Source organism: Kiritimatiella glycovorans (assembly GCF_001017655.1).
Classification (GTDB): domain Bacteria; phylum Verrucomicrobiota; class Kiritimatiellia; order Kiritimatiellales; family Kiritimatiellaceae; genus Kiritimatiella; species Kiritimatiella glycovorans.
Genome location: NZ_CP010904.1, coordinates 1,612,056 through 1,629,646, shown reverse-complemented (window position 1 = coordinate 1,629,646; position 17,591 = coordinate 1,612,056). Strand labels below are relative to the sequence as shown.

The 17,591-nt window shown below is 62.5% G+C and carries 13 protein-coding genes; 11 read left to right on the top strand and 2 right to left on the bottom strand.

Going from position 1 to position 17,591, the window contains the following annotated elements:
• Positions 1-8 precede the first annotated feature (8 nt).
• Positions 9-1,586 (top strand): DEAD/DEAH box helicase, encoded by a 1,578-nt coding sequence (locus L21SP4_RS06755; RefSeq protein WP_074041406.1) that lies wholly within the window; start codon positions 9-11, stop codon positions 1,584-1,586.
• Positions 1,583-2,218: an SGNH/GDSL hydrolase family protein gene (locus L21SP4_RS06750; RefSeq protein WP_052881940.1), complete on the top strand. Its 636-nt coding sequence runs from the start codon at positions 1,583-1,585 to the stop codon at positions 2,216-2,218. Before L21SP4_RS06755 ends, L21SP4_RS06750 begins: the two co-directional genes overlap by 4 nt.
• Before the next feature lie 16 nt (positions 2,219-2,234).
• Here L21SP4_RS06750 and rplT read toward each other — a convergent pair whose 3' ends face one another.
• Both rplT and rpmI read right to left on the bottom strand, forming a co-directional pair.
• Positions 2,235-2,597: a 50S ribosomal protein L20 gene (gene rplT / locus L21SP4_RS06745; protein WP_052881939.1), complete on the bottom strand. Its 363-nt coding sequence runs from the start codon at positions 2,595-2,597 to the stop codon at positions 2,235-2,237.
• Positions 2,598-2,620: 23 nt separating this feature from the next.
• Positions 2,621-2,818 (bottom strand): 50S ribosomal protein L35, encoded by a 198-nt coding sequence (gene rpmI / locus L21SP4_RS06740; RefSeq protein ID WP_052881938.1) that lies wholly within the window; start codon positions 2,816-2,818, stop codon positions 2,621-2,623.
• A gap of 812 nt (positions 2,819-3,630) precedes the next feature.
• Here rpmI and L21SP4_RS06735 point away from each other — a divergent pair.
• From L21SP4_RS06735 to L21SP4_RS06695, 9 genes are all read left to right on the top strand, one after another.
• Positions 3,631-4,896 (top strand): transposase, encoded by a 1,266-nt coding sequence (locus L21SP4_RS06735; protein WP_052881937.1) that lies wholly within the window; start codon positions 3,631-3,633, stop codon positions 4,894-4,896.
• Between the two features lie 108 nt (positions 4,897-5,004).
• Positions 5,005-6,714: a sulfatase family protein gene (locus L21SP4_RS06730; RefSeq protein WP_052881936.1), complete on the top strand. Its 1,710-nt coding sequence runs from the start codon at positions 5,005-5,007 to the stop codon at positions 6,712-6,714.
• Complete coding sequence (locus tag L21SP4_RS06725) at positions 6,711-9,383, top strand: hypothetical protein (RefSeq protein ID WP_052881935.1); 2,673 nt, start codon at positions 6,711-6,713, stop codon at positions 9,381-9,383. The genes L21SP4_RS06730 and L21SP4_RS06725 overlap by 4 nt, the downstream gene beginning before the upstream one ends.
• Before the next feature lie 6 nt (positions 9,384-9,389).
• Entirely contained in the window at positions 9,390-10,352 is a 963-nt protein-coding gene (locus L21SP4_RS06720; protein ID WP_144413786.1) for a hypothetical protein, read from the top strand.
• Between the two features lie 13 nt (positions 10,353-10,365).
• Complete coding sequence (locus L21SP4_RS06715; RefSeq protein ID WP_052881933.1) at positions 10,366-11,733, top strand: sulfatase; 1,368 nt, start codon at positions 10,366-10,368, stop codon at positions 11,731-11,733.
• A 23-nt stretch (positions 11,734-11,756) separates the two neighbouring features.
• On the top strand, positions 11,757-13,241 hold the full coding sequence (locus L21SP4_RS06710) for a sulfatase family protein (RefSeq protein WP_052881932.1): 1,485 nt from the start codon (positions 11,757-11,759) through the stop codon (positions 13,239-13,241).
• Positions 13,242-13,812: 571 nt separating this feature from the next.
• Positions 13,813-14,724, top strand: coding sequence for a Druantia anti-phage system protein DruA (locus L21SP4_RS06705; protein ID WP_201774603.1), 912 nt, complete (start codon positions 13,813-13,815; stop codon positions 14,722-14,724).
• A complete protein-coding gene (gene tnpC / locus L21SP4_RS06700; protein WP_074041560.1) occupies positions 14,724-16,163 on the top strand; it encodes an IS66 family transposase in 1,440 nt (479 codons plus the stop codon). Before L21SP4_RS06705 ends, tnpC begins: the two co-directional genes overlap by 1 nt.
• Before the next feature lie 249 nt (positions 16,164-16,412).
• Positions 16,413-17,588: a hypothetical protein gene (locus L21SP4_RS06695; protein WP_144413785.1), complete on the top strand. Its 1,176-nt coding sequence runs from the start codon at positions 16,413-16,415 to the stop codon at positions 17,586-17,588.
• Positions 17,589-17,591 lie beyond the last annotated feature (3 nt).

Sequence of the window (17,591 nt, the reverse complement as noted above, 5' to 3'; positions counted from 1 at the left end):
AGAACTTGATGGGTATTCGCGACTGGTTCACGAGGAAAAAGACCACCGGAACAGATGAGGGCGGAGCGTCGAAGACGCGCCAACGGCGCGGCCGGATCCGCGAAGAGGGTAAACAAAGCGGAAAGACGCAGCGGAAAGGCGAGACATGGCGTCCGGCAGGGGGCGAAAAAGAAAAACCGCGCCGTGAACGCCCGCCGGAAAAAAACGCTGCGACCGGGGATGCGAAGGAGCGTCCCGGGGGCGGAAAGGCGGCGGAAAAGAAGTGGAAGCCCGAGTCGTTTCAGGTCGAGCCGCAGGAGGGCCGGACCCGTTTTCACGATTTCGATCTGCCGGGCGAGGTGATGCGCGCCATCGCGGAACTCGGGTTCGAGTACTGCACGAAGATTCAGGCCGAGATTCTTCCCCACACGCTCCAGGGCCGGGACGCCGCCGGCCAGGCCCAGACCGGCACCGGGAAGACGGCCGCCTTTCTGATTCAGATCTTCACCGTCCTCCTCCGCCGGCCGGTGCAGGGCGAACGCAAAAAAGGCGCCCCCCGTGCGCTGATGGTTGCCCCCACCCGGGAACTGGTGCTGCAGATCGAGAAAGACGCCCACGATCTCGGTAAATACACGGGGTTCAAAACGGTCTGCGTCTACGGGGGGATGGATTTCAACAAGCAGATGCGTGATCTCGACGGCACCGTGGACCTGGTGGTCGCGACTCCGGGACGGCTGTTGGATTTCAACCGGCGGCGCGTGATCGATCTGCGCCAGGTGGAGGTGCTGGTGCTCGACGAGGCCGACCGTATGCTCGACATGGGATTCATCCCCGACGTACGGAAGATCGTGCGCGCCACCCCGTTCAAGGACAAACGGCAGACGCTGCTGTTCAGCGCGACGCTGGACGAGAGTGTGATGCGGCTGGCCCATTCCTGGATGACCGAGCCCGTGCGCGTGGAGATCGAACCCGAGCGGCTGGCGGCGGAGGCCATCGACCAGAAGGTCTACATCACCACCGAAGAACAGAAGTTCAAGCTGCTCCACAACATCCTCGAGAAGGTGGTGCACGGACAGGCCCTTATATTCGTCAACCGCCGGGACCAGGTGGACCGCCTCACGGACCTGCTGAACCGGCACGGCATTCCCTGCGAGGCCCTCTCCGGCGCGGTCAATCAGAAGAAGCGCATGCGTATCATCGAACACTACAAGTCAGGGAAGATACGCTGCGTCGTCGCGACCGATGTCGCCGGACGCGGGCTGCACGTGGAAGACATCAGCCACGTGATCAACTACAACACGCCGCAGAACCCGGAGGACTACGTGCACCGCATCGGCCGTACGGGCCGCGCGGGTTCCGAGGGTACTTCGGTGACGTTCGCATCCGAGACGGAGGCGTTCGAGATTCCGGCCATCGAGGAACTCCTTGGCGACCGGCTTAGCTGCGAACATCCGCCGGATGAACTGCTGCAGGAACTTCCGAAGCCGACCCGACCGGCGGCAAAGCCACGGGGCAAGAGGGACGGCGGCGGCAGCGGTTCGCGGCGCTCGGGCCGCTCGGGGCGCCCGCGGGGCCGGCGATCGGGAGGCGGAAGGCGGCGGTCATGAGTGGTGCCCGCCGCACGGTCGTTCTCTTTCAGGGGGACAGCATCACCGACGCGGACCGCGTCCGGACCGTACCCGGCGATCTGGGCCGGGGCTACGCGATGATCGTCGCGGGCCTGTGGGGCTCCCGCAATCCGGAACAGAACGTGCAGTTTCTCAATCGCGGCGTCGGCGGGGACCGCGTCCGCGATCTCGTCGCACGCTGGGACCACGACACCCTCTCACTCAGGCCGGATGCGGTATCAATCCTCGCGGGGATTAACGATACGTGGCGTCGCTTTGACTCCGGAGAAAAAACGATCCCGGAACGGTTTGAACGCGAGTATCGCGAACTGATCGGGCGCACACGCGAAAAGACCGGGGCGCGGATCATCCTGTGTGAACCCTTTGTTCTGCCCGTACGCGTCGGCCAGAAGCGATGGCTCAAAGATCTCGATCCGAAGCGCGAGATCGTGCGGGCGCTGGCGGAATCGGAAGGGCTTTCGCTCGTACCCCTGCAGGAACGGTTCCGGGATGCGGAGAAGAGGCGGGAGGCCTCGTTCTGGCTTCCCGACGGGGTGCACCCTTCACCGGCAGGTCATGCGCTGATTGCCCGGGCCTGGCTGGAAGTGTGGTCGGCCGCCTCGTCCGACTGATCCGGCGGCCCGCTCTTCAGGAATTCTCCAGGGCGGCGTTCGCCCGGCCCACGATCGCGCGGAATCCTTCCTGATCGTGGATCGCAATCTCGGAGAGCATCTTGCGGTTCAACTCAATGCCGGCCTTGCGCAGGCCTTCCATGAAACGGTGATAGGAAATGCCCTCGTTGCCGCAGGCCGCGCTCAGGCGGCTGATCCACAGTCGCCGGAACTGGCGCTTCTTCTGCTTCCGGCCCACGTAGTTGAACGCGAGCGCGTAGTCCACGTTCTCCGTGGCCTGGCGGTAGAGTTTGCTGCGTGAACCCCGGAACCCGCGTGCGTCTTTCAGCTTGCGCTTGCGGCGCTTACGGGATGCGGGGGCGTTACTTGATCTGGGCATGACGGAACTCCTTGCGGAACGGTTCAGCTGTAAGGGATCTGCCTGGAAAGCCGCTTGTGATAAGGCTTGGCCACGATCTCCGACCCGCTCAGGCGGCGTTTGCGCTTGCGGTTCTTGTTGGTGAGAATGTGGCTGCCGCCCATGTGAGCGTGCTTGAGCTTGCCGGTGCCGGTCTTCTTGAACCGCTTGGCCACCGCCTTCTTCGTTTTCTGCTTGGGCATGATCCCCCCCTGCGGGTGCGCGAATTTTGAGCGAAACGCGCTTTATAGGATATGAGGTGGCCGGGCACAAGACCTATTTACGGGAAAGTGGGACGTCGTGGGACATAGGTCTCCCACTCCCTCTTACTCAGGTTCCCAGTTCTTCGTAAATTTTTATGGTGAGCGGCGGCAAGTCCGCTCGCGTCACATCGTACTCGTACGCGTACTCGGCGCGCCGAAGGCGCGATCCCAAAAGATAAATGAGAAGAGCACAGGCAAAGAGATCGTGCGCGCTCTCTTACGTTCGTAGTAGGCCCGCAGGCCTGCGAAGCAGGGCCAGGGCCGTGATCTTCACGCGCCTGGCCTGCCGGGGGCAGGCTTGCGGCGCTACTACGAACGGTTGTCGTCTCCCATCCCGACCCCGGCATCCTCTGTGACCGCTGTGGTGAATCCCCATCCCGCCTCTTCCCCGAACGGCTCCACCACAAAAAACTGCGAAGAACCGGTTTCTGACTCAAATGGAAGATGGGCAGCGATTCTCATTATGGCTTCACCCTTTTCGGTCGGGGTGGCACCCGACCCTCCCAATGCCCGAAAAGGCGTCGGATATCGACTCGGGAGGGACGGCTGCCACGCCGTCCGCGGTCGGAATGCGGCCATAATGAGAACTGCTGGAAGATGGGGGGGATCAGGACTATCCCCGGTTTTTCGCAGGGAATTGAGGGAACGCCCCTGCAGGACGGCAAAAGAGGCAAAATAGAAGTGGAATAGCGTGGTCTCCAAGTGACACCATCAAAAGATGGAGGTGACAAAACAAACACAAGGAGACCGTCATGGATCGTACCCGAAGCGCGCTGAAAATCCGAGACCAGATCGGGAAATTTATGGGGATATTTTATCCCCACTTTTCGAAACCGAAACAGCGGTTCATAGAGCAAATGATCTTCGGGCTGCTGGCGGGCAAGGATGTGAAGCTGAGCACCCTATCGCGTAAGCTTGATGAGCCGGTCCAATTAAAGAAGACCGAGGAGCGGTTGTCTCGCCACCTGAACGCCCCGGGTATGGATCAGGCGATCAACAAAGAGATCGCATCCTCCGCCTCGCGCAAGATACACAAAGACACGCTGATCATTCTGGACCCGAGTGATATCCGGAAGAACTACGCCGAAGCGATGCCCTTTCTTGGCCGGGTGCGTGACGGCAGCACGGGGCAGATCGTCAACGGGTACTGGAGCTGCCTGGCCGTGGCCTGTGAAGTGGGCAAGCGCCGCATGCTGCCGCTGCATCATCGCCTGTGGTCGGCCGAAGCTCCGGACTTTATCAGTGAGAACCACCAGTTGCGGGAGATCATCAACATGATCAGCCGGGCGGTCTCTAGACGAGGCATCTACGTGATCGACCGCGGCGGCGACCGCTGCAAGATCTATAACCACCTTCTCCGTAATCATTGGCGATTTATCATCAGGCTGACGGGCAGCCGCCATCTGCGCTATCGCGGCAAGAACAGCCGGGCCCTGGATCTGGCGGAGAGTTGCCCCATGCTCTATCGCGATCAGCTCGTCAAAGAGACTCGCGAAGGCGAGAAGACTTATCAGATCGAGTACGGTTTCCGGCGAGTCAGGATGCCGGGGAAGAAACCCTGGCTTTACCTGATCGTGGTCAAAGGCTTTGGCCGGAAGCCCATGATGCTGCTGACCACCGAAGAGGTGACGAAGAGCCGCAAGTCGATATGGTTCATCGTTGAGGGCTATATTTCACGCTGGCTCGTAGAAGACGCCCTCCGCTTTATCAAGCAGAGCTACAAGCTCGAAGACGTCCGCGTCCTCTCGTACCAGCGCCTCCAGAACATGATGGCGCTCGTGCTTGCCGCGATCTACTTCTCGGCGGTCTGGCTGGGCAGCTCGGTAAAACGGGCCGTTCTCTCGGCCTATGCCATCAAGGCCTCAAAACGCTTCTTCGGTATCGCAGAGTTCCACTATTACGCGCTCGCCGATGGCATCGCCGCTCTTCTCTCCCGCATCGGCGCATCGCGCAGCCCGCATCCCCGTTCGCCTCCTGTCTCAAGCTTCCCGCAAACGTGGTTTCCGGGGTTCGGCTGAAAACTGGGGTAAGTCCAAAAATTTGCATGTCTCATTGACATGATGAGCTGCATGGTAAAGCATAAGAGGCAGGAAGTGGGAAGCGGGAGTGAGAGAGGATCAGTCCGTATGAATGTGACCGTTCGGGATCGTGTTCGAATATGCCTTGTTTCGCTGCTGCTGGTCGCCGTGTGTGTCCTCGGGGCGCCCGGCGCCCGGCGTGCGGACTGCCGGCCCAACGTGCTCGTGATCATGATGGACGATTTCGGTGTGGGGCAGTTCGCGCCGCTGGCACAGCGTATAAAAGAGGAGGATTACGACCCCGCTTTTGTCGAGTACGTCCGGGGCATGAAAAACGGGCAGTACGGGAACGACACGGCCCTCGAGGCGGCGCGCAGGGCGATGCCCGTCATGAGCGGACTGGCCTCGGACGGAATTCTTTTCACGCGGGCGTTTTCCTCGAGCGCGCTCTGCGCGCCCTCGCGCTGCGGATTCGCAACGGGCCTGCATCCCAATCGTTTCGGCGTCTACTCGAACGGCGATGTGACCCGGGAGGGTGCGCTTGATCCCGACCGCATCCTCGCGCCGCGCTTCCGCGAGGCGGGGTACCTGACCGGCCATATCGGCAAGTGGCATCTCGGGCCGCTCGACGACGACCTGGCGCGGCCCGTTTATGAGAGGCACGGGCTTGCCCCCGATACGAATCCATACGGGCTCGACCGGGAGGGCGAGGCCTGGCGCGAGCTGGAGGCCACCGGATATTTCGGATCCGTTCCCGATAAATTGCATCCGCTGAACAACGGATTCGATGTCTATTACGGCTACAACTACCACCAGTCCCGATGGTACGACGAACAGAACGTGTGGGACGGGTTCGAGCACGCCGGGGTGCAGCGGGGCTATAACACGGAGACGTTCACCGACCGCGCGGTCGCCTTCATCGACCGCGCGCAGCGGGAGGACAAACCCTTTCTGCTCAATCTCCACTATCATGCCGTTCACGGGCCGCTCTTCCCCAATCCCCCGGACCGCTATATGGAGCCGTTCGCGGAGATGCCCGGGCTTCTCAGGAACTTCTACGGTCACGTGTACGCGGTAGACCGGGGCATCCGGAGGGTGGTCGACGCCCTGAGATCCCGCGAAATGCTTGAGAACACCCTGCTCGTCTTCACCTCCGACAACGGCGGGTCGGTCTCGCGCGAAAGCACGCTGCCCGGGAACGCGCCGCACCGGGGACACAAGGGGCAGTACACTCTGGGCGGGACGCGCGTGCCGCTCGTGATGCACTGGCCGGCGGCGACAGGGGCCGGGCGCGTCACGGACGCGCCGGTGTCGCTGCTCGACATCATGCCTACCGCAATGGCTGCCGCAGGGATCGAGGCCCCGGAGGATCTCGACGGGCGGTCACTGCTTCCGCTCATCGGGGGGGCGGAGGAAGGACCGCACGATCACCTCGTCTGGTTCGGTCTCCACTCGCGGAGCTGGGGATTTCTGCGCGAAACGGCGGTGAACTTTCAGACCATGCGTGCGCATGAACCGGGGTCGTGGACGGTGGTTACGGACCGCTGGGTCCTGCGGTTCACCGGGGCCGTGGATCCGGGCCTGTACACCGACCTCCCCGAAGGACGCCCCGCGCGGCTGGCGCTCTACCGGGCAGAGGATGATCTGGAGCGGCACAATGTCGCGGATCGGTATCCGGAAACGGTGCAGAGGCTGAGGGCCGTCGCCGCGCAGCGTGCCGGAGAACTGCCCCCGCCCGCGTGGTGGAATCAGCGGAAGTGGCGGGAACTGATCGACAGCTTCCCGGGCGAAGCGCGAGGAGGGAAAAACGGGTTATGATCCATTCCGGAACCAGGCGTGTGAACCGTGCGGAGGCGGATCGGGAAGACCCGCGCCGCGGCGTCGCGCTCGTGATCGTGCTGGGGATGCTCTCGATGCTGATCCTGCTGGTCGTGGGCTTCGCGGTGAGTATGCGTACGGACCGGCTGGTGAACCGCACGATCATGGAAAAGACCCGCGCCGATCAGCTCCTCTATGCGGGACTCGTCCGCGCGCTTCGACAGATCGGAGACGATACCGGAGCCGGGGAGGTCTACCCGGGTCACCTGGCCTGGTCCTCGGGCGCGGGTGAGGAAATCTTCGGCGATGACGTGCTGGACTATCTGCCCGGCATCCTGCACGACAAACTTCCGGATGACGACGGGTGGGTGGATTTCCCGGACGATAACCGCTGCGCCTGGCTGGCCGTCAACTGCTCGGGCTTTCTGGACGCCAACGCAGTCGCCCGGCGGAGCCGCCGCAGCGGCCTGTCGGTCGATGAAATCACCCCGCCCGCGGGAGCGGATCCGCTCTTCGACTTTGCCGGCGAGCCCGCGCTGCTGGCCTTCAGAGACCGCGTCGAGCAGTGGAAACATCTCTATACCCAGACGGAGCTGGATACGGTCTACGCGGGACTCGAGTCCGAGGACCGGAACGGGAAGGCCGTGCCGGACTTCCTGTTCCCGTTTTCCTGCGCACCGTCGGACACCAACACGATCCCGGTTGTGCTGGATCAGACCGACGACGGCGTGTATCGCTACATCGACGGCCGCGGACGGCCGGCGGAATGGCCGCGGCAGGCGTCGTGGAATAATAACGGGATCCCGGACTGGGTGGATGCGCACCGCGAGGGCCTGGTCCTCCCGTTCATGGATTCTTCCCGGTATCAGAATCTCGAAATGGTGAATCTACCGCACACGGCCCGCGTCTACTGGGAGCGGATGCTCGACGAGTCAGGCGCGTACGAACTCAGCGGGACCCGTCCGGAGATTCCGATCGAGCCGGAATACGACTTCGAGACGCTGGAGCAGACCAGTCGGATGATGGTCGATTTCCTCGCCATGTACAATGCCGGGCGCGGCATCGAAAACGCGGTGCCGAGTTATCATAATGCGGAAGTCGACACCACGTATTTTCATACGGATTACGTGGCCAGTCGGCATGACCAGTGGCACTACCTGCGCAAGTGGCCCTATCTCCAGCCGGTGCCGTACCCCACGCAGGTCCGCACCTGGGCACACCCCGTAATGACCACCAACGGCGTGATCTCCGATACGGAGGTGCAGCTGCGTGCCACGGTCGAATATGTGAATCCGTTTCAGCGCGCCATTGACGTGGAGGAACTCTATCCCTATCTGCGCATTGACCCCGGGAACCTCTATTACGAGACGACGGATCCGAATACGGGTTCGGTCTCGGGGAATACGAACGAAGTCAGTGTAACCTTCCGCTGGCAGTCGAGCGGGGATCCCGGATGGCATGACGAGGGTGTCGTGAGTCCTCATGAGGCCCAGCCTGAGACGGACAGGATCTACCGCTGGATACAGAATTCCTGCCGCGCGCCCACATTCCCCGAGGCGCTCGGCGGTTCCGATTCCATGGAGCCGGGCGAGGTGGTTCGTATCGATTACGAGTACAACGTGACCTTTTCGCGCGACAACAAGGTCGTGATTCACCCCCGCGTACTCCGCGCCTTCGAACTTTCGGGCTATGAATATAAGGCCGGCATGCACTACTTCGAGTATCATACGCGTCACCGGGAGCGCGCGGTCTGGGACGAGGGACAGGACAGCTATGAACGCCTGTTCGTCGCCAATGACCCGCGCCTGATGTGGGGCGGGGAACGGTCCGACGACCATTATGTGCCGGAGCTGGACAATGGCGATATCGTGACGTTTTATCCGAATGGCGGGACGCTGGAACCCGGCACCCTGCCCGGGAACTACGACTACCGGGCGCATCCCGGGCACGGCGGCACGGACGTCAACCAGTCGCCGGACTCCGACGGCACGCACCTGCTCTACTACCCGGAGATCGATGAGGATCCGGGCTATCCCGTGCTCGACTCGCTCTCGCACATCGGTCGCCAGCCCTACAGCAACCGGCGGCACTGGACGAGCATCCCGCTGCTGGGGCCGGAGGCGGTGGACGTCGGGCGCTATTTCCAGATCACCAACCGGATGCCCTCGACCAGGGGCCGGATCAATATCAACAGCCCGTATCCCGAGGTGATCGCCGCGGGCTTCCTGGCCGCCAACACCGATATGTCCGGCGATCCGGAGTCGTCGACGCAGCCCCTCTCACCCGCCTCCGCATTCGAGGCCGCCGAGCTTATCCTGAACCAACGCCCCGCCGGAGGGTACGCGCGGCTGGTGGACGTCTGGCGGTCCGCGAGCCGGGAGGACTGGGCGGACGCGCTGGGGGTCGACAACAAGTTCGAGGCCGAGGAGATCGTGATGCGCAGCCTGCGCCTGTTCACGGTTCGCCAGCAGCTTTTCACGATCTTTCTGGCGGCGCAGTCGAGGGAGGATGAAAGCCTGGTGGCGGCTGAAGCGCGCGCCGTGGCGGTGGTCTGGCGCGATCCCTATGTCACCGGCGAAGACGATGAGGTCCTTTATCCCGGGGACGCAGGATTTGACGGCGGACGGCACCGTATTCGCGTGCTGTCGTTCACGCCGATGGAGGAGTAAATCGCCATGTTGCGAGTAAAGTATATGGTGTTGCTGCTGGGGCTGGCCGCGAGCGTGTCGGCCGGACAGGGCGGCGCGGATAATTTCGACGCGCGCATCGCCCTCAAAGTCGTCGATCCGGAAGAGCGGCCCGTCCACGGTGCGGAGGTGACGGCCCGGGTGCCCTACTGGTCGGTCGATCCCTACGGGGAACGCATCAGGGAGGTCGTCAGACAGACCGGACCTCAGGGCGGGGTCATGATCCGGGGACGAACCAGCGGCGCGCTGGAATTCGACGTCGACCACCCCGCTTACTACGCCGGTTCCTGGTCGTTCGCATTCCGCGCGCGAAGCGTCCGGCAGCAGGTGGTGCTCAAGCCGAAGAAAAATCCCGTTCCGATGATCGCGCTCAGGAAGGTGATCCTGCCGTTTCCCGCGCAGGGCGAACCGCTCGGCTTCGACCTTGTCAAGGTGGACTGGCTTCCGCCGCACGGCGAGGGGGAGGTTGCCGACATTCGTCTGAGCGCGAAGGGCCGCCACGCCTCGGAGTCCGCGTTCAGAGCGGTCATGCAGGCCCGGTTCCCCGGCGAACACAACGGTATTCTCCCGATGGACGCGCCCTCGTTCGAAGAAAAAAGCAGCCTCCGCTCCGCGCACGAAGCGCCCCGGAAGAAATATCGGCGCCGTCAGCTCTTCGAGGATGTGCAGGAGATGAAATCCGAACTCAGCGGCCCGCCGCCGGGCGGGTGGTATTTCCGCATCCGCAGCCGGACCGACGACCGGGGGCGGGTCGGTGGACTCTACGGAAAGATCTACGGGAACCCCGTGCTGATGGGCGCCGAGAAACCGATGCTGCGGTTCGAATACCTCTATATCCAGCCCGAGTTCAACTCACGCAACGTCGAGTTCGATCCGTCCCGCAACGTGGCGGAGGAGCACGTGCTCGAACGCTGGCATAAATCCCGCTATCTCGACGTGGAGAAGCCGTAAAGAGGAGGGGAAAATGATCAGGAAGTTCGCCTTAATCTCTGCGCTGATGGTCGCGCACCTGTCGGCGGCCGCGGCGAAAGAGAAGCCGAATGTCGTGTTTATCGTCGCGGATGACCTCGGCTACGGCGATCTCGGCTGTTACGGATGCGAGGATATCCGGACGCCCAGTCTCGACCGCCTGGCGGCCGGAGGCGTCCGGCTCACGCAGGGCTACGTGAGCGCTCCGTACTGCGGTCCGAGCCGGGCGGGGTTCATGACGGGGCGTTACCAGCAGCGGCACGGGTACTGGCGCAATCCCGGCAACTGGCCGGTCGACCGGACGCAGGGGCTGGACCTCGAAGAAGAGACCATGGCCGACCTCCTGCGACGCGGCGGCTACCGCACCTGCGCCATCGCGAAATGGCACCTCGGAGCGGCGGAGCAGTTCCACCCGATCAATCGCGGATTCGACGAGTTCTTCGGTTTCCTCACCGGCGGACATCAGTACTTCCCGGAACAATACGAAAAAAGCAGGCTCCGGTGGTCGCGCGATCACTCGGACACCGAGACGCCTTACCTCTATCACTACACCACGCCGCTGCAGATCAACGGCGTCGAGCTGCCCGAACAGGAAGGTTACCTGACCGATCAGCTTACCGACTACGCGATCGGATTCATGAAACGGGCGGAGGAGGGCCCGTTCTTCATCTATCTGCCCTTCAACGCCCCGCATGTCCCGCTGGAGGCCCCGGCAGAGACCATCGCCAAATATGAATCCATCGGGGACGAGAAGCGCCGCACCTACGCGGCCATGGTCGACAACCTCGACATGAATATCGGCCGCCTGCTCGATCATCTCGAGGAGACCGGTCAGCGCGCAAACACACTGGTGGTATTCATCAGCGACAACGGCGGCAAGCCACAAAACGGCGGGTTCAACGGTCCGTTGCGCGGGCACAAGGGCCAGGTCTACGAAGGGGGCGTACGCGTGCCGTTCATCGTCTCCTGGCCGGCCGCACTGCCCGCGGGACGGGTGTGCGCGACGCCGATTATCAGTCTCGACCTCCTGCCGACCTTCGCCGCGGCTTCGGGCGTCGAGCCCGGAGGGAAGCCGCTCGACGGCGTGAACGTGCTGCCCTGGCTGCGAGGCACGGCCGACGGCCGCCCGCATGAGGCCCTGTTCTGGGAGCGCGCTCAGCAGCGCGGTATGCGCGAAGGCGACTGGAAGGCCGTGCGTCGAACGGAGAACGGGCGGTGGCGGTTGTACGAATTGAACAGCGATCCCGGAGAGGAGAACGATCTGAGCACGCAGCATCCCGAAAGGCTCGAGGCTATGAAGGCCCGGTACGCGGAGTGGTGGGATACCCTGGCGCCGAGCCGGTGGGAGGATCCGAAATACTGAAAAACCCTGAAGGAGAGATGACCATGCGTTTCGCTTCACATATCCTGTGTGCCATCGTCTCGACGCTGGCGGCGCTGACGATTTCCGTGCGGGCCGCCGCGGCGCGGCAGCCCAATATCATCGTGATCCTGTCCGACGATCAGGGCTACGGCGACGTCGGGTTCAACGGTTGCGGGGATATTCCGACGCCGGCCCTGGATTCAATCGCCGCCAACGGCGTGCGCTTCACCGACGGCTATGTGACGGCCCCGCAGTGCGGCCCCTCCCGGGCCGGATTGATAAGCGGGCGATACCAGAACGAGTTCGGCCGCGAGCAGAACCAGTACCTGGATGCCTTCGGGATGCCGGACGGCGTCAGGTTCTTCAGCGAGTATATGAAGGAACTGGGATACGCCACGGGCGCGGTCGGCAAGTGGCACCTGAGCGCCGAACCGCTCCGGTCCGAACGAACCGATACGCCCAACGAACGGGGGTTTGACTATTTTTACGGTCACCTGACCGGAGGGACGCTTTATCTCCCGCACGGTGAGCGGGAGTCCATCCCCTATCTCTGGCGTAACGATGAACCGGTGAAAGAGACCCGCTACCTGACGCATGTGTTCGGCGATGAGGCGTCCGCGTTCATCGACCGCAATGCGGACAGGCCGTTCTTCCTCTACCTCGCCTTCAACGCCCCGCACACCCCGCTCCAGGCGCCAAAGGACTATCTTGAGCGGTTCGCGCACCTGGCGAGCCCGGACGATGAACCGGTGCACTGCGGCTACACGGACCGTATGATCGAACACCCCCGCCAGGTCTACGCCGCGATGGTCGCGGCGATGGACGACGCCGTCGGGGGCGTGCTCGCGACGCTGCGCCGGAACGGACTCGAAGAGGACACCCTCGTCTTCTTTCTGAGCGACAACGGCGGGCCGACCGGAAGCACCCGGGCGAATAACGAGCCGCTGCGCGGGGTCAAGGGCGATACGCTCGAGGGCGGAATCCGTGTGCCCTTCGCGCTCCAGTGGCCCGGCACGGTGCCCGCAGGACAGGTGGTCGAGACGCCGGTCATCTCGCTCGATCTGCTCCCCACCGCCCTTGCGGCGGCGGGCGCGCAGGATGCCGTAGCCCCGGAACTCGACGGGCGCAACCTGCTGCCCCTCGTGACCGGCGCCGAGCAATGGGAACCGCGCACCCTGCACTGGCGGTTCCCGCACCCGCCCGCCCGCCCCGAGTATCATGTGTGGGCCATTCGCCGCGGCGAGTGGAAGATCACAAAAGAATGGCTCCGGGGTTCGGCACGCCACGGCGACAACCACGCCCGCACCGGTCTCTATCGTCTGGACCGGGATATCGATGAGTCCGAGGACCTGAAAGACGCAAACCCGGAACGCTACGCGGAACTGCTCCAGACCTATGAGCGCTGGGATGCGACACTTCCTCCCAGACTGACCATGACAAAAAAGGAGACCCTGATGTTCGGGCGGGAACATCCGGAACTCAGAGATGCCGTCACGCCCTGGGAATAGGACCGCATTCCCTTTCCCTCTGCATTGTCCGGACGGCCCCGCTCCGTCGGGGCCGTAAATGCGGACGCGACAAAGCGCGTCTTCACCAGAGAAATCCCCCTCACCGCGATCTCTGCGAGCTTTGCGAGAAACTTCTTCCGGAGGGCTCCGCTCCGTCGGGGCCGTACATGCGGACGCGACAAAGCGCGCCGCCGATGATTGAGCGCGCTGTCCCGGTAATGGAACATGGCCTGAAGACCGGGAAAGCAAAAGAGGGCTATAGAGATGTAAATAAGATAAAAAGAAGTGATTAGTGCCAGTATGTGTGTGAATTAGGAAAATAGAAAGCTTTGCAAAAATGAGGCAATTCCAGCTTGACCTCCACCCCTTTATATGTCTAGGTGCGAATAGACCCGCTTAGTGCGGGTGGTTGTGATGTTGTTCCGATAACGCAACAGAGGAGGTAACTACTCAGGTAGCCCCACCATGGCGCTACCACTGAAACAATCGTAGTCTACCCCCCCCCGAGCGCAACAGAAAAAACCCGATTTTCTGCTGGACTCGGATCGCGTGGTCTTCTACGCTGCTGACCATGGCACAGGCTATGGTCATTCAGGGGCGGAGAATCACGGACGGCGAGATCGCCTTGATCCGGGATTTGATGGCGAAGAACCAGGACTGGGGCCGTACCCGCCTGAGCGAAGAACTGTGCCGCTGCTGGAACTGGCGCAACGCGCAGGGCCGTATCAAGGACATGGCGGCGCGCTCCCTGCTGTTGAAGCTGGAGCGACGCGGATGCATCGAGTTGCCGGCGCGTCAACGCCCGTCTTCCAATCATTTCCGCAACCGGTGCGTGCCTGCCGTAGAACCTGCCGCCGAACCGATTCGCTCTGACCTGAGCGCATTGCGGCCCCTGTCGGCAGACCTTGTCGCCCCACGTTCGGATAACTCGCAGTTGTTCAAAGGGCTGCTGGGCCGATACCACTACTTGGGCCATCGCAACACGGTGGGCGAGAACCTGCGCTATCTGATCCGCGACCGGCACGGTCGGCTCGTGGCCTGTGCGCTGTTCGGTTCGGCGGCATGGAAATGCGCGGATCGGGATCGTTTCCTCGGCTGGGATCGGGCCTGCCGTGAACGCAATCTCCAGGCATTGACCAACAATACGCGTTTCCTGATCCTGCCCTGGGTCGAAGTCCCGCATCTGGCCAGCCACGTCCTCGGCCTCATTGCCCGGCGCATCCGGGATGACTGGCAGGGCAAGTACGCTCATCCCGTGCATGCCTTGGAAACGTTCGTGGACCGTTCCCGATTCAAAGGCACCTGCTACCGGGCCGCGAACTGGATGCGCCTGGGCGCAACGCAGGGGCGGACCCGCAACGATCGAGACCGCCGCATCCAGGCGCCGGTCAAGGACGTGTATCTGTATCCGCTTATCCCGGAGTTCCGGCGGGAGTTGTGCGCACCCGCCTGCTCCCGAACCGAAGGGAGGGCGGGCAGGTGATGACACGCCAAGAGGCCGAAGCGATCTACGACGCCGGCAAGGAAACCGTCGTGCGGGTACTGTTGATGATGGATGCGCGCATCCGTGCTCTGGAAGAACGCGTTCAGTCTCTTGAGAACCAACTCGCCAAAAACTCGCGCAACAGCAGCAAACCGCCCTCCAGCGACGGCTTCAAGAAACCTGCGCCCAAAAGCCTGCGCAAGAAGGGCAAGCGCAAGTCCGGCGGCCAGCCCGGCCATACCGGCCATACGCTCGCGATGGCCGACAAGCCCGAGCACACCGAAGTGCACCGTGTGAAGGAATGCGAACACTGCGGCCGCTCTCTAGCCGATCAATCCGTCGAGGGCATCGAAAAGCGTCAAGTCCATGACCTGCCACCCCTGCGGCTGATCGTCACCGAGCACCAGGCTGAAACCAAAACCTGCGCCTGCGGCCATCTGAACAAAGCCGCGTTCCCCGAAGGGGTCAACGCTCCCGTGCAATACGGCGAGGGGATCAAGGCTGCGGCCGTGTACCTGAAGAACTATCAGTTCCTGCCCTATGACCGAACCTGCGAACTGCTGAATGACTTCTTCGGCTGCCCGATGAGCGAAGGCACGCTCTGCAATATCATCGCCCAATCCCACACGTTGGCCGCCGACCCCGTCGAGAAGATCAAGGAGTTGATCGAGCAGGCCGCCGTGGCACACTTCGACGAGACCGGCTCACGGGTAGACGGCAAGCTGTGGTGGCTGCATTCGGCCTCGACCGCACAGGCAACCTATTATGACATCCATCGCAAACGCGGCCGCGAAGCGATCGATGAGATCGGCATCCTGCCCGACTTCCTCGGACGCGCCGTTCACGACTTCTGGAAACCGTACTTCGGCTACGACTGCCTCCATGGCCTCTGCAACGCCCATCACTTGCGCGAACTGATCTTTGCGCATGAGCAGCACCAGCAGGACTGGGCCGACCACATGATCGACTGCCTGCTCGACATCAAAGAGGCCGTCGATCTCGCCAAACAGTCGACCGATCATCTTGACCGGCGGCAGCTACACACCTTCGAAGCCCGCTACCAGCAAGTCCTCGACGAAGGCTACGCGCAGAATCCGCTGCCGCCGTTGCCGCGCAACGCGAAGAAACGACGGGGCCGCCGCAAGAAGACCAAAGCCCGTAACCTGCTCGAACGGCTCGACGAGCACCGCGATGAAGCGCTTGCGTTCATGTACGACTTCAACGTGCCCTTCGACAACAATCAGGCTGAGCGCGATCTACGCATGATGAAGGTGCAGCAGAAAATCTCGGGCATGTTCCGAACCGAGGATGGCGCCAAAGCCTTCTGCCGCATTCGAAGCTACATCTCAACCGCCCGCAAGAATGCCGTCGGCGCTATGGATGCGCTGACCCGCCTGTTCAGCGGAAACCCCTTCGTTCCGGCGCTCAATACCTCGTAGCCTCTGCCGCGGATGAACGGACCTCGCCGATCCTACTCGCACTCGCCCCCTCGCAAATCCAGGCGGAGCCATCCCGACTTGCCGCCATCGTCTCGATCCCGTATAGCCCATCTGGAATCGGCTAACGATAACGGGCGACGAGAACGGCTCACGAGTTGGAAGCGCCTATCGTCCACCGCTCTCGTCGCCCGTTATCGTCAACCGTCCTCTGGGAGAGGGGTACCTGAGTAGTCACCAGAGGAGATGATGATGAAGAAGTTGTTTGTGTTCGCGGCACTGGTCACGGTCGCCGGTATAGCCGGTGCGACGGATTACACTTGGGACAGTGGAACCGGGGACTGGAGCGACACGACAATGTGGTCGCCCAGCGGGAGTGTTCCGGACGATAACGGCGACACGGCCGAGCTCGGTTCGGGGGAGCTCGATCTCACGATGGACGGGGATTACACCATCGGGTACCTGACCACGGTCGGGGCGAGTGTGATGAGCCTGAACGGGCCGAACACGCTTACGATCGATCCGAACACGGGTACGGCGGCGGATGTGATCCATGTGGGTAACGCCAAGCTCACGGTGGGCGCCCCGATCAGTATCATTAATTCCGGGGCAGGGGCCGACCTGACCATCGATACCATCGCGCCTTCGACAACTGCCTACCTGACGTTGAATGACATTACCGTCGGCGATATCGGCGGTGACATCCTCTTCTCGGCCGAGCAGGAGGGCACCATAAACCTCGAGGGGACCATTGATGCCACGGCTAACGATGCGGAGGTCAAAATCGAGAGCAGCTCGGTCCTTAATTTCAGGGGCACCATCCAGGCTCATGCGGATAACGTCGTGCGTGTTCAGAATCACGACGGTGTGCTGAATTTCGACGGTTCGGTGACCAGCGGACTCGGCGTGCGCTTCGTGGGCACGGGCCATTCGCTCGGGAATACCGGCGGTCCGGCGCTGGATGGGGTGGCTCTCCGCCTGGTCAACGGTGCGGGCGTCCAGCTCAACGCCGATAATCAGTTCACCTCTCATCTCCGGTTCGATAACTCGGGCAGCTCGTTGGTCGATTTCAATGGACACGACAATGCGGCCGGCGTCCTTAATCTGAGCTCGGCTGATATGGACCTCACATTTGATTTCAGCGATGCCGCGGGCGAATCGGTTTCGTTCAGCGACAGCTCCGGATTTTCATGGACGGGGAGTTCGCTCGAACTGACCGGATTTGAATTCGGAACGGACAGCCTCCGGTTCGGGACCAGCTCGGACGGTCTGACTTCCAGTCAGCTCGAGCTCATCACCATTGACGGCGTGAGCGGTGACTACTCGCTGGATAACAGCGGATATCTGATCCCGGAACCGGCCACGATCACGATGCTCGGGACCACCGGTCTCGCCCTGGGATTTATCCGCCGGCGTTTCGTGTTCTGAGGT